Below are 12,082 nucleotides of genomic sequence, written 5' to 3'. Positions count from 1 at the left end.
GGTATGAATCGACGGCGATTCCTTCGCCTCGGCGGGGGAGGGCTCGCGATCGCGACCGGGGGGTTGGCCGGCTGTCTCGGGGGCGACGACAGCGACGACCCGCCGCCGCGCAAGGCCGAAGTGTTCGAGGACGTGTCGATCGCCGACGGAACGATGGAGATCGACCTCGCGTCGCAGCCGGAAGTCGAATCGACCATCGACAACGTCGACGAGTCCGCGATCGTCGGCTCGCTGCTCCCGATCGGCACTGCACGTGCCGGCTCGCGGTCGTCGGGGTCCGGCTCCGGGAAAAGCGGTGCGACGGGCCGCGGCAGCGGCGGCTACTCCTCGGCACCGACGGGACGACACGGCTGGGCCATCTACGGGGCCCATTCGCACGGTAACTGGCGCGAGGAACACGGGGACGAAACGCAGATGTACACCGCGGCTCTCGGGGCCCTCGGCGTCGCCTACATGGGCTCGAACACCCAATACCGGACGAGTTCGCCGGGGCCAGAGCCGACCGATTGGGACCAGGAATGGCACGATCCCGATCCGGGGACGACCCTCGAGGTCGACCTCGCGGCCCTCACGTCGGACGCAGCCCTCGGCACCGAAGCGGGATCGGCAACCGGGATCGAGAACACAACCGCCTCTCTCAGCGAGAACGAGACCGCGTCCGACGCCGGATCGGCCGCCGAACCCGAGGCCGGTGACGACTCCGCGTCCGCCCTGACCGCCGACGAAGGCTGGTATCGCGTCGGCACTCGCCTCGAGTCGCCCGACGGCGACACCGACTTCGGCTGGCAGGCGGCCGACTTCAAACTCGACCGCACGTCGACCGGCGGCCTCACCGTCGACGAGGCCTGGCACGTCCGACCGGAGCCGTAGCCGCCGACCCGCCGGCTGACCGTCGTCCCGCTGCATCGGCTCTGACCGAGCGGTCGAGCGCGGTGAGCGACGAATCGATTCCGACGAACCCAGTTCACATGGCCGACGAAACACCGACCGAGAGCGCCGACAGGGGCCGACGCGACGCGACCGAGGGGGCGGGGAGCGAACGGTCCGGGTCGGTCCTCTCCGATCGCCGCGTCGCGCTAACGGCGACGTTCGTCGTCGCGTTCTGTTCGATCGCGTACGAGCTCGTCTACTCGGAGCTGCTGACGGTGTTTTTCGGCGGGACCGTCCTTCGGTACTCGATCACGATCGGACTCTACATGTTCTCGCTCGGGGTTGGATCGGTGCTCTCCGCACAGCTCGGCGAGACGGAATCGAACTTCCTCCGGACCGAGATCTATCTGGCGATCGCGGGCCCCGCGGGTGCGATGGCCATCGTCGCGATCAACTCCCTCCCGGACCTCACCGTCGCCGGGAAGGGGACGGTGGTCCTCGCGTGCTCGCACGTCCCGATCCTCGTCGTCGGCGTGCTGTCCGGGTTCGAAGTCCCGCTCCTGACGGATCTCGTCGAAGACCGCGAGGACACGATCTTCGCCTCGCTGGGGCGGCTGTATCCGCGCCGGATCGTCCGCGGCGTCCTCGGCGTCTTCTTCGCCGTCGGCGAGCCCGACGAGCGGTCATTCTCCGAAGTGCTCGGCGTCGACTACCTCGGGAGCCTGGCGGGGACGGTCGTCTACGCACTCGTGTTGTACCCCCGCTTCGGGCTCGTCGTCTCCGTGTTCGCGCTCGGCCTGTTGAACGCCCTCGCCGCGCTGGCCTTCGCGGTCTGGACGTTCACGGGCTCCGCTCGCGTGCTCTCGCGGCCGACCGCGGGACGATGGCGCGCCGTCCTCGTCGTCGGCGTCCTCCTGACGGGTACCTACGCCGGCCTCGTGGGCCATCCCGCCGCGGTCGATCGCGCGGTGACGACGACCTACCTCGAGCGAAACATCGAGGGCGAGTTCCCCGAGGGCGCGGCCGACGTCAGGGCGCGCAGCTACGAGACGACCCCCTACCAGACGGTGCTCACCTACGAGCGCGACATCGAGGGCCACGCCGGGACGGAGCAGTGTCTCCACCTCGATCGGGCGATCCAGTTCTGTGACACCTGGGTGGACTCCTACCACAGCGGGCTCGTCGACGTTCCGATGACGACGTTCGAGGACCCGTCCTCGCTGAACGTGTTGCTCGTCGGCGGCGGCGATTACATCGCCGTCGATCACCTCCGCCAGTACAACGCCTCGGTGGATCAGGTCGACATCGACGGCGAGTTCCTCGAGTTGGCGCGGGAACGGGAGTTCTTCCGGCAGCACAACCACGACGCCTACGAGTACGACCGGCTGAACACGACGACCGAGGATGCCATCACCTACCTCCAGGAGACCGACGAGACGTACGACCTCGTCTTGCTCGACATCCCGGGTGCGCGAAGCGACGAGACGCTGTCGCTGTACTCGACGGAGTTCTATACGCTGCTTCGACAGCACCTGACCGACGACGGGCTCGTCGTCTCCTGGGTCTACACGAGAAGCGGCCACCCAGCGCACAACAAGGCCTACACGACCACCGTCCGGGAGGCCGGGTTCGACCGCTACCTCCCCTACTACGTGTACGACGACCTCGACGGGGACGGCGGGCTCGAGCCCGGCGAGCGCTTCTACGTGCTTTCTGACGGCCCGACGCCGACCCCGGACCTCGAGCACGCCGAGAGCGACTACGTCCACGACCACGCGGAGACGTTCGACGAGTGGCGCTGGCGGTCGCTGCCCGTCTACGAGACCGTCGAGCCGAACAGCGTCTTGCGGCCGAACTACGATATCATCGTCGACTGACCATGTCCCGACAGACTCTCCAGTTCGTTCACACAAACCGTCCGCCGACAACCGACGACATCCGCGTGTTCGACTCGCGCACGCGGGCGCTCCTCGGAACCGAGTTCACGTTTCGGATCATCGGTAGCTCACACTACGTGAGCGCGCCCGAATACGAGTTTTACGAGGTCTCGACGTGTGACCCGGACCCGGTGGCGAATCACGAGGGGACGGCGATCCCGCTCGAGACGGATCGGCCCCCTCGAGCCCTCACCTTCGAAACCGACGCGTTCCGGTGCGTGACGCGGGTCGAACACCGGCCGCTGTCGGCGTTTCCCCGCGACCGATATCTGAATCGGCCGGATTCGTTCGATCTGGCGTACGCGTTCGGCGGCGATCCCGACGCCGTCACGACGATCGAGATCGACGACGACGGCTACGAGACGTATCACACCTATCCCGAGTTCGACCTCGCCCTGTACACACGGACCGTCTTCGGAACCGATCGGGACCCGGCGGCGCTCGAGGCGTCGGCCGCTCGGACGGCGGAGTCGGACGCGATTTGACCGCAGGCGCTATTCTAAACTTATATGATGGCCGTTTACATAACGAACCCCAATGCCAGAGAAATCAGGGGACGGTGCCGACAACGGTGGCGGGACCGACGCCGACGCGGGTACCGGGCCCGATGTCGAGGGCGGACCGAGGGCAGCGTCGGACGCCGGCACGTCCGTCGACCCGTCGGTGTTACACCTCTCGCCCGCAGAGCGGGAGGCCCGGGGGATCACCGACGACGAAGTCCGCGAGGCGTTTCGTGCGGTACTCGTCCGGGGGACCGAGGCCCAGAAGGACCTCAGCGGCGTCACGCTGCCCGATCTCTCGCTGGATCGGATCGCCCTCGAGAGCGTCGATCGCCACCCGGTCGATCTCAGCGGCGCGACCATCGAGGGGCTCTCGCTGACGCACGCGCGGGTGACGCTGCCGTTCGTGCTCGACGGTGCCACCATCGGATCGCTCCGGTTGACGGAGGCCCACGTCGAAGCATCGATTTCGTGTTCGAACGCGACCGTCACCGGGGAAACGGATCTCTTCGAGGCGCGGTTCGACGACGACGTCACGTTCGACGGGGCGACCTTCGAGGGACCGGTCGACTGCGACGAGGCGACCTTCCGCGACGACGTTCGCTTCGACGGGACGACGTTCGACGACGAGGTGACGTTTCGGGCGGCGGAGTGTCACGGCGATTCGAACCATCTCGAGGACAACACGACGTTTTCGGGGGCGACCTTTCGCGCCAGCGTGACCTTCCGCGAGACGGAGTTCGGCTTCTCGATGTTCGACGGGATCACCTGCGACGAGGCGGCGGTCTTCCAGGAGGCGACGTTCACCGGCGACGCGGAGTTTCGCGGTGCCGAGTTCGGCGCGGACGCGGACTTCGACGAGGTCCGGTTCGAAGGTGATACCGCGTTCACCGACGCCGCGTTTCGCGGAGCGGCGACCTTTCGGGGCGGCTCGTTCGAGGGCGGCGCTCGGACGCTGGTCGACGATGCGACCTTCGCGGGGACGACGTTCCACGACGATGTCTCCTTTCATCGCGCCTCGTTTCGCTACGTGACGTTCGCCGGCGCCGCGTTCCGCGGCGAAGCACACTTCGAGTCGGCGACCTTCGACGGCGACGCCGACTTCCCCGACGTGACGTTCGCGCGGGAAGTCGACTTCGACGAGACGCGGTTTCGCGAGGACGCCGACTTCTCGGGCGTCGCCTTCGACAGCCGATGTGTGTTTCGCGGCTGTGAATTCACTGGCGGGGCGAACCACCTGAAAGACGACGTCTCCTTCGAGGACGCCAGGTTCGCCGACGACGTCGACTTTCACGACGCCGAAATTTCGTCCGCGAACTTCCGGGCGACGGCGTTCGGCGGCACGGTCGATTTCAGCCGCTGTGTCGTCTCCGAACGGATCGATCTCGAGGCGCGGGGGATCGACGACGACGCGTTCGTGGATTTCACCCGCGGGAAGATCCGGAGCGGTCGGATCGTCCAGCCCGCCGAGGGATGGGTACGGTACGACCTGACCCTCGCGAGCATCGGCGATGTCGATCTCGCCGCCGAGCGGACGCGCGACCACCGCCAACTCCTCGATTACTTCCGGTTCTGCCGGACGGAGTTCGACGAGTTCGACGGCCACACCTTCGATTTCAGCGGCCACCGCGAGTACCTCGACAGAAACGACTGGACCGTCCACGCCTTCGACGAACCGTCGACGGACACGTTCGACCCCGACTACGCCCTCGCGATGACGCCGGAGGTCGTCGAGACGACGTATCTGAAGGCCAAACAGAGCGCGAGCGAGATCGGCGACATGAAGACTGCCGGCGAGTTCCGCGTCAAGCGCCAGCGGTACAGCCGACGGAAAAGTCTCGAGGCCGCCCGCGATCCGGACGCCGGAGTAGTGACGCGGGCGAAGAACCTCGGTCGCGCCGCGGAGAACTGCTTCCTCGGGCTCACCTGCGGGCACGGCATGCGGCCGATGCGGATCGGCACGGCGTTCGCCATCGCGCCGCTGTTCTTCGCGTTCCCGTACACGTTCGGCGGCCCGCTGTTCGAAACGCAGGCGTCGGGCTTCTACGAAAACCTCTACTTCAGCTACATCAGTTACACGACGATCGGCTACGGCAACATCGGCCCTGTGGGACCGCTCGCCCGCTTTCTCGCCGGCTCCGAGGCGTATCTCAGTACGATCCTCGCCGCCTTGCTCGTCTACGCGCTGGTCAAACGCTCCGAGCTGTAAGCGAGGCGGGGGCGTCGATGCGTATTTGACTCGCGCGCGCCAACCCTCGCCTATGAGTTCCGACGCAGACGTCGACCCCTCGGAGTACGAGGGGCTCGAGGACGCGGACGTGACCATGCGAGTCAACGACCACGGCCTCCACATCGCCGACGACGAGGCAACCGGCGTCTCGAGTCAGGGACAGACGCCGACGGAAGCCCTCGAGAACCTCGCGGAGGCAGTCGAGACCTACAGAGAAGCCACGTCGGACGATCCCGGCGACGACTGGCTCTAACGCGCTCCCGTCCGAACCCGACACTCGGTTCGGAGACGCATCGGCTCGCTGTCCGTCGGCTACTCGCCCTCGGACGCCGCAACCGGCCCCGTTTCGACCTCGCCGTCGTTGGCGAGCCACTCCGTGAGACTGCCCTCGTAGAAGCGGACGTCCTCGTAGCCCAGCGCCGTGAGCACGACGTAGGTGTGGCTGATCCGTCGCGCGGTGTTGCAGTAGAGGACGACCTCGCGGTCCGGCGTGATGCCGTGAGCGGCCAGCAAGGCCTCGAGTTCGGCCTCGGGTTTCAGCCGCCGCGTCTCGTCGTCGACGACCTCCCGCCAGTCGAACCGCACGGCACCCGGCAGACGCGCCTCCTCGAACTCCTCGAGTTCGCGCGTGTCGACGACGACGGCGTCGCGCTCGAGGGCGTCGGCGACGGCGTCGTAACTCACGAGCGGACTCTCCTCGGGGGAAAGCGGATCGGGGTCGTAGTCGGTTGGCTCGAATGCGGCCGTCTCGGACGTGGTTTCGTACTCCCGGTTCCAGGCGCTGTAGTCGCCGTCGAGCAGACGGACGTCCTCGTGGCCGTACTCGAGCGCGGTGAGCACGAACCGGGCGGCGAAGACGCCGTGGGTGTCGTCGTAGGCGACGATCGTGTCCTCGGGGCTGAGACCCGCGTTGCCGAGCAGGTCGGCGAATGCTTCGGCACCCGGCAGGGTCCCGCGGTCGATGTCGCTCTCGTCGCGATAGCTGTCGAACGGGACGTTCACCGCACCGGGAAGGTGCCCGATCCCGTCGAATTCCCAGGCGTCCCTGACGTCGACGATGCGCACGGCGGGATCGTCCAGACGCGATGCGAGCCAGTCGAGGGAAACGACGACGGAGTCGTCCATTACCCCGCCGTTCGGACCGAAGACTCGAGTACGCACCGGTTCCGGCCCGATTCGCGGCTACCGGGACGGTGGCAACGCTTGCTTGTTCTCGGTGGGGGTTCCACCCCGTCTCGCTCGGCGGCTCGCCGATTCGTCGCGAACCCGTCGAATACAGTCGCTGTACGGACGGCTATTACGATCGGCTCCGATCGAATCGGCAATTCTTTCCGGCAGAGTCGACCGGTGTCCGATTTGTCCGGTTAAGAAGTTCATTTGTGTGATGCCATTGTAGGGACGGGTATGGCAACCGACTACGCCAACGACGTACTCGTCACGGCCGACTGGGTCGCTGACCGACTCGACGACTTCCAGGACGACGACTCCGACCACCGACTGGTCGAGGTCGACGTCGACACGGAAGCCTACGAGGACGAACACGCGCCCGGCGCGATCGGGTTCAACTGGGAAACCCAACTACAGGACCAGACCCAGCGCGACATCCTCGAGAAGGGGGACTTCGAGGACCTCCTCGGCAGCCACGGCATCAGCGAGGACGATACGGTCGTCCTCTACGGTGACAACTCCAACTGGTTCGCCGCCTACACCTACTGGCAGTTCAAGTACTACGGCCACAACGAGGTCTATCTGCTCGACGGCGGCCGCGAGTACTGGCTCGAGAACGACTACCCGACCACGGACGAGGAGCCCGACTTCTCGGCAACCGAGTACGACGCCGCCGGTCCGCGCGAGAGCATCCGTGCCTACCGAGAGGACGTCGAAAACGCGATCGACCGCGGCGTCCCGCTAGTCGACGTTCGCTCGCCCGAGGAGTTCTCCGGCGAGATCCTCGCGCCCTCCGGCCTACAGGAGACCGCCCAGCGCGGCGGCCACATCCCCGGCGCGAAGAACATCTCCTGGGCGGCCGTGACCAACGACGACGGCACGTTCAAGGACCGCGCGGAACTCGAGGAACTCTACGCCGAGGAGGGCATCACCGGCGACGAAACGACCGTCGCCTACTGCCGCATCGGCGAGCGCTCCTCGGTCGCGTGGTTCGCGCTCCACGAACTGCTTGGCTACGAGGACGCCGTCAACTACGACGGATCCTGGACCGAGTGGGGTAATCTCGTTAGCGCACCGATCGAGACCGGCAAAGCCGACGACTAAAGTGAGCGCCTGAGCGGTACGCAGGCGCTCGGCTATGCGAGCGGGAAACACAGTGACCCGCGAGCAAGCGTAGTCGCTCGAGGGAGTCGCGCTCTCCCCTGACCGCGCCGTACGTCTTCGAACGAGACCGATTTTTCCGAGCGGGTCGTCGGGCCGACGAGCGCCGTCGAGCCCACACGATCGACTCCGACCATCCGGCGGACCGACGCCGAGAGGGGCCGCTGTCCGAACGGCTACGCCTCGTGGATGTGGTTCGAGGCGATGTCGTCCGGGCCGACGACCTCGATCTCGCCGGCGGACTCGAGGTCGGCGAGATACGAGACCGTCTCCTCGAACGCCTCCCGCGACCCACCGGAGATGTCCGGGTAGGTAAGCGTCGTGATCGTCCGGAAGTGGGCCGTCCAGTCGAGGAGTCGGCGTGCCTCGTCGGCAGTGGGACCGACGGCTCGGGGAGCGAGCGCGGGGTTCGACAGGTTACCGTGACCGGCGTAGCCGCCGACGAACCCGATATCGTGGTTCGCTTCGACGACGCTCATCGCCGTCTCGTCGTAGCGGTTGAGCGGGTACGAGAAGTACTTCGCGCCATCGTCGAACCCGTTGTCCTCGAGCCACTCGATGGCCCCCTGAATCCGGTCGCGCTGGGCCGACTCGGTCGCCTCGGAGAGGTCGGCGGCGGTCGTCCCCTGACTGCCGATCGTCCACCCCTCGCGTTGGAGGGTCTCGAGGTGGCCGCGGCTGAGATAGCCCGCGCCGCCGACGTAGTCGGTGGGAACGAACGCCGTCGCGGGGAAGTCGTGGTCCGAGAGCGCGGGTCGTGCCCGCGTATAGACGGACTCGTCACCCTCGAACTGGAGGAGGACTTTGCCCGTCTCCGGGCGGGAGACGAAGCGGAGGTCGTCTACCCACATCGTCACCGAGCGGCCCTCGCCCGCCCAGGCGGAGATCTTGACGTGTTTGATCGAACTCAGGTCCGGCTCGCCGCGGGTGTCCGTCACCGCGAGGTCGTGGTGTGCGAGGGGGAGGCCGGGCTTGAGGTCACACTGGAGGAGCAACCGGTTCCCGTCGGTGTCGCTGAGTTGGACGACCGGATCGATGTCGTCCTCGGTGGCGAAGGCCAGCGCGGGAAACTCCGTCGAGAGGTCCCGCGGCGAGTCGAATCGGCGTTTGATCATCACTCGCTGCTGGGACGGGTCGGCCGTCATGCGTCCGGACTGGTCGCCGGTGTACGCCCGCTGCGCGTCCAGTTCCAGGGACCCGTCCATCACTTCCCACATCGAGAGATCGTCGAACTGGTCGAACGAGCCGGGGTCCTCGTCGATCGTGTCGGACGAGTCCTCGGAGTCGTCGCCGTCGGTTTCGTTCGACTCGTCGGACGACTCCGAATCGCTCAGGGCAGAACAGCCACCGAGCGTCGCTGCGGCGGCCGTTACCAGATACGCTCGTCGTTTCATTCCGCTCGAGGACAGTTCGAGTAGGGTAATTGTTATGCTGCTGTTGGCGGTGGGCGGTCGAACGGTAAGTGGTACATATCGACCGACACGGCGACGACAGGGAGGGTCCCCAGCGAGCGCCGTCACGATAAGCATAACTCGAGTCCGCTCGAAGGGGTCCTATGACCGATCCGGACGCGTTCGTCGACACTGTCAGCGAAGACAACCAGACCGCGCTCTCGCGACTCGGCTCCTCGAAGTCGCTGTACGCCGACACCGGCGGCGAAATCGAGACGGAACCGGTCCTCGAAGCCACTGCCGACGCCGAGTACGCCGCCTGGCAGACGTTCCGCGAGTGGGCCGACGACGAGGCGGACGACGACGCACGTGCGGCGTTCGAAACGACGGCCGCGGAGGAACAGGAGCACTACGAGACCGTCGACGGGGAACTCGCGGACGACGGCTACGAACCCGACGACGTGCCCGCGCTCCACGAGTACCTGCGCGATCAGACGGACACCGTCTCCCGCGTCGGCGCACTCGTCGGCCGCATCCTCGCGAGCCAGCGCTCGAAGGACCAGGTAGTCGGCTACTTCGTCGGCGACGCCGACCCCCAGACCGCGAGCCTGTTCCGTAGCTTCGGCGAGGACCTGGACGACCAACTCGAGCGCGCGACGACCCTCCTCGAGACGGTCTGTGAGAGCGACGCGGACTGGGACCGCGCCGCGGAAGCCGCCACGGGCTCGATCCAGGCCGCCTACGACGAGTACGTCGAGACGCTCGAGGGGATGGGCGCGAATCCGAAGCCGGTCTGTTAGGGACGAACAGCGGTCCGTTCAACGGATGGGCGCGACCGTCTGAGGGTCGTGATTCGTGTGCCGTCGGGGCCTCCAGGTCGAGCGGCCGAGACGGGTGGCTGCGCTACACGGTAGCCACGGCGCGGCAAAAAACGTCCGTCTCTGCGGCTTCAGACCCCCTCGAGCGTCGATCGGAACTCGGTGATCGCCTCGAGGGCATCGTCGATGTCGTCCGCGACATCGCCGCCCTCGTCGCCCGCGATATCCTTCAGGATGTGCTCGTGGCGCGCGAGTTGGCCGTGATCGGGACCGTGCTCGGCCGTGGCGTAGTCCTCGAACGTGGCCGCCTGGTTCTGAAGCCGTTCCCGTGCCTCGTCGTCGGACGCGGCCGTCGCCGCCGCCTCGATCGACTCGGCCGCGCTCTCGAGTTCGGTGCGTGCCATAGCAGACGTTTCTCCCGGTGGGTACTAAAACGGTGACAGTACGTTCCGGATCGCTGGAAGTACCGGCCGGCCGACGCGAGGACGGCCGACTGGGGCCGCGGCGTTAATCGAGCCGTTCGATTCGGTCCGCAAGCGCGAGGTCGGCGACGATGTCGCGGGTGAGGCCGTAGACGGCGTCGCGGAAGGCCGTCTGGTAGCTCCCCGGTCCCGACTGCTCCATCTCGGCCGCACGCTCGCCCGCGATTCCGAACGCGAGCGTGCCGTGGACGGCGGCCTCACGGGGGTCCTCGAGCGCGCCGCCGAAGGTCCCGATGGTCGCGGCGAGCATGCAGCCGGTGCCGACGACCTCGCCGAGCATCTCGTGACCGGCGGTGAGTCGGACCGCACCGTCGGCGTCGGCGACGATATCGTCGACACCGGACGCGACGACGGTCGCGCCGGTCGATTCGGCGACGGAACGGGCCGTCTCCTCGATCTCCGCGTAGTCGCCAATGGACTCGACGCCTTTCACGTCGGCCTCGACGCCGGCGAGCGCGCTGATCTCGCCGTAGTTGCCCTTGATCGCGGCGAACTCGAGTTCCGAGAGGAGGCTCTCGGCGACCGCGTCGCGGGAGGGCGTCGAACCCACGCCGACGGGATCGAGGACGACCGGAATCCCGCGCTCGTTGGCCGTCCGACCGGCCTCGTGCATGGCCTCGACGCGGCCGTCGGGTACCTGGCCGATGTTGAGCACGACCGCACGCGCGGCCTCTGCCATCTCGCCGGCGTCCCCGAAGGAGTCGGCCATCACCGGCAGCCCGCCCCAGTGAAGGGTCAGGTTCGCCACGTCGTTGATCGTCACCGTGTTCGTCAGGTGCTGGACGAGCGGCTCCGTCTCTCGGACCGCTCGGACCGAATCCGCGAGGTCGGCGGCGGCGATGTCGGTAACGCTCATTCGTCGATACCTCCGTGGCCGACTTCCTTCGGCGTTTCGACGGCGGCGGCGAGCCTCTCGGTCGCCGCCTGCGGGTCCGAGGCCGCCGTAATCGCACTGATAACCGCCACACCGGTTGCCCCCGCCTCGACGACCGGAGTCGCGTTGGCGGGCGTGATGCCGCCGATGCCGACGATCGGAATCGGGACCGCGTCGGCGATGTCGGCGATCCGTTGCGGACCGATCCCGTCCGCGTCCGCATCGACGTCCTTCGAGGTGGTGCCGTAGACCGCGCCGACGCCGAGATAGTCCGCCCCCGCGGCGGCCGCCGCCCGGGCTTCGGCGACCGTCGATGTCGAGCAGCCGACGATCGCATCCGGCCCGAGCAGGTCGCGGGCGACCGCGACCGAGAGGTCCGACTGCCCGACGTGGACGCCGTCGGCGTCGATCGCTCGCGCGATGTCGACGCGGTCGTTGACGATCAGATCGACATCGGCTGCGGCCGTCAGCTCGCGCACCTCGAGCCCGGTCTCGTACCGCGAGCGTGCACTCGTTCCCTTCTCGCGCAGTTGCACGGCGTCGACGCCGCCGTCGATGGCTGCGCGGACGATGTCGGGCGTCGACCGATCGCCCGACAGCGACGCCTGCGTGACGAGATACGTCCGCCAGTTCGAGGGATTCACGGCCGATA

The 12,082-nt window shown here is 67.3% G+C and carries 12 protein-coding genes; 7 read left to right on the top strand and 5 right to left on the bottom strand.

The annotated features are described in order from the left end of the window. The first annotated feature begins 3 nt into the window (after nt 1–3). From ALTAJ2_RS15855 to ALTAJ2_RS15835, 5 genes are all read left to right on the top strand, one after another. Nucleotides 4–870 (top strand): hypothetical protein, encoded by an 867-nt coding sequence (locus ALTAJ2_RS15855; protein WP_049900726.1) that lies wholly within the window; start codon nt 4–6, stop codon nt 868–870. 98 nt (nt 871–968) lie between these two features. Beyond that, the gene (locus ALTAJ2_RS15850) at nt 969–2,747 is read left to right on the top strand and encodes a spermidine synthase (protein ID WP_007110190.1); all 1,779 of its coding nucleotides are present in this window, start codon (nt 969–971) and stop codon (nt 2,745–2,747) included. A 2-nt stretch (nt 2,748–2,749) separates the two neighbouring features. After that, entirely contained in the window at nt 2,750–3,292 is a 543-nt protein-coding gene (locus ALTAJ2_RS15845) for a DUF2617 family protein (protein ID WP_007110189.1), read from the top strand. A 52-nt stretch (nt 3,293–3,344) separates the two neighbouring features. Beyond that, a complete protein-coding gene (locus ALTAJ2_RS15840) occupies nt 3,345–5,516 on the top strand; it encodes a pentapeptide repeat-containing protein (protein ID WP_007110188.1) in 2,172 nt (723 codons plus the stop codon). A gap of 52 nt (nt 5,517–5,568) precedes the next feature. Next, nucleotides 5,569–5,790 carry a type II toxin-antitoxin system HicB family antitoxin gene (locus ALTAJ2_RS15835; protein ID WP_007110187.1) on the top strand — a complete coding sequence of 74 codons (222 nt, stop codon included), beginning with the start codon at nt 5,569–5,571 and terminating at the stop codon, nt 5,788–5,790. Nucleotides 5,791–5,849: 59 nt separating this feature from the next. On the opposite strand, the gene ALTAJ2_RS15830 is transcribed toward ALTAJ2_RS15835, so the two are convergent. Further along, nucleotides 5,850–6,662 (bottom strand): sulfurtransferase, encoded by an 813-nt coding sequence (locus ALTAJ2_RS15830; RefSeq protein WP_007110186.1) that lies wholly within the window; start codon nt 6,660–6,662, stop codon nt 5,850–5,852. A gap of 279 nt (nt 6,663–6,941) precedes the next feature. Here ALTAJ2_RS15830 and ALTAJ2_RS15825 point away from each other — a divergent pair, with 279 nt between their 5' ends. Then, on the top strand, nt 6,942–7,808 hold the full coding sequence (locus tag ALTAJ2_RS15825; RefSeq protein ID WP_007110185.1) for a sulfurtransferase: 867 nt from the start codon (nt 6,942–6,944) through the stop codon (nt 7,806–7,808). 233 nt (nt 7,809–8,041) lie between these two features. Here ALTAJ2_RS15825 and ALTAJ2_RS15820 read toward each other — a convergent pair whose 3' ends face one another. After that, the gene (locus tag ALTAJ2_RS15820) at nt 8,042–9,259 is read right to left on the bottom strand and encodes a polysaccharide deacetylase family protein (RefSeq protein ID WP_050031487.1); all 1,218 of its coding nucleotides are present in this window, start codon (nt 9,257–9,259) and stop codon (nt 8,042–8,044) included. Nucleotides 9,260–9,420: 161 nt separating this feature from the next. Here ALTAJ2_RS15820 and ALTAJ2_RS15815 point away from each other — a divergent pair, with 161 nt between their 5' ends. After that, a complete protein-coding gene (locus ALTAJ2_RS15815) occupies nt 9,421–10,056 on the top strand; it encodes a hypothetical protein (protein WP_007110183.1) in 636 nt (211 codons plus the stop codon). 149 nt (nt 10,057–10,205) lie between these two features. On the opposite strand, the gene ALTAJ2_RS15810 is transcribed toward ALTAJ2_RS15815, so the two are convergent. The 3 genes from ALTAJ2_RS15810 to thiE form a co-directional block, all read right to left on the bottom strand. Further along, entirely contained in the window at nt 10,206–10,478 is a 273-nt protein-coding gene (locus tag ALTAJ2_RS15810; protein WP_007110182.1) for a DUF7553 family protein, read from the bottom strand. Nucleotides 10,479–10,581: 103 nt separating this feature from the next. Beyond that, the gene (thiM, locus tag ALTAJ2_RS15805; RefSeq protein WP_007110181.1) at nt 10,582–11,412 is read right to left on the bottom strand and encodes a hydroxyethylthiazole kinase; all 831 of its coding nucleotides are present in this window, start codon (nt 11,410–11,412) and stop codon (nt 10,582–10,584) included. Further along, nucleotides 11,409–12,074: a thiamine phosphate synthase gene (gene thiE / locus ALTAJ2_RS15800; RefSeq protein ID WP_007110180.1), complete on the bottom strand. Its 666-nt coding sequence runs from the start codon at nt 12,072–12,074 to the stop codon at nt 11,409–11,411. Before thiE ends, thiM begins: the two co-directional genes overlap by 4 nt. Nucleotides 12,075–12,082: the final 8 nt, after the last annotated feature.

The organism is Natrinema altunense, assembly GCF_000731985.1.
Taxonomy (GTDB): domain Archaea; phylum Halobacteriota; class Halobacteria; order Halobacteriales; family Natrialbaceae; genus Natrinema; species Natrinema altunense.
This window is presented reverse-complemented; position numbering and strand designations above follow the sequence as displayed.

Bases quoted from the DNA above. Each gene is read 5' to 3' on its own strand.
- ALTAJ2_RS15815 (WP_007110183.1), top strand. From the start codon at position 9,421: ATGACCGATCCGGACGCGTTCGTCGACACTGTCAGCGAAGACAACCAG.
- ALTAJ2_RS15840 (WP_007110188.1), top strand. From the start codon at position 3,345: ATGCCAGAGAAATCAGGGGACGGTGCCGACAACGGTGGCGGGACCGAC.
- ALTAJ2_RS15845 (WP_007110189.1), top strand. From the start codon at position 2,750: ATGTCCCGACAGACTCTCCAGTTCGTTCACACAAACCGTCCGCCGACA.
- ALTAJ2_RS15830 (WP_007110186.1), bottom strand. From the start codon at position 6,662: ATGGACGACTCCGTCGTCGTTTCCCTCGACTGGCTCGCATCGCGTCTG.
- ALTAJ2_RS15820 (WP_050031487.1), bottom strand. From the start codon at position 9,259: ATGAAACGACGAGCGTATCTGGTAACGGCCGCCGCAGCGACGCTCGGT.
- ALTAJ2_RS15855 (WP_049900726.1), top strand. From the start codon at position 4: ATGAATCGACGGCGATTCCTTCGCCTCGGCGGGGGAGGGCTCGCGATC.
- ALTAJ2_RS15810 (WP_007110182.1), bottom strand. From the start codon at position 10,478: ATGGCACGCACCGAACTCGAGAGCGCGGCCGAGTCGATCGAGGCGGCG.
- ALTAJ2_RS15850 (WP_007110190.1), top strand. From the start codon at position 969: ATGGCCGACGAAACACCGACCGAGAGCGCCGACAGGGGCCGACGCGAC.
- ALTAJ2_RS15835 (WP_007110187.1), top strand. From the start codon at position 5,569: ATGAGTTCCGACGCAGACGTCGACCCCTCGGAGTACGAGGGGCTCGAG.
- ALTAJ2_RS15825 (WP_007110185.1), top strand. From the start codon at position 6,942: ATGGCAACCGACTACGCCAACGACGTACTCGTCACGGCCGACTGGGTC.
- thiM (WP_007110181.1), bottom strand. From the start codon at position 11,412: ATGAGCGTTACCGACATCGCCGCCGCCGACCTCGCGGATTCGGTCCGA.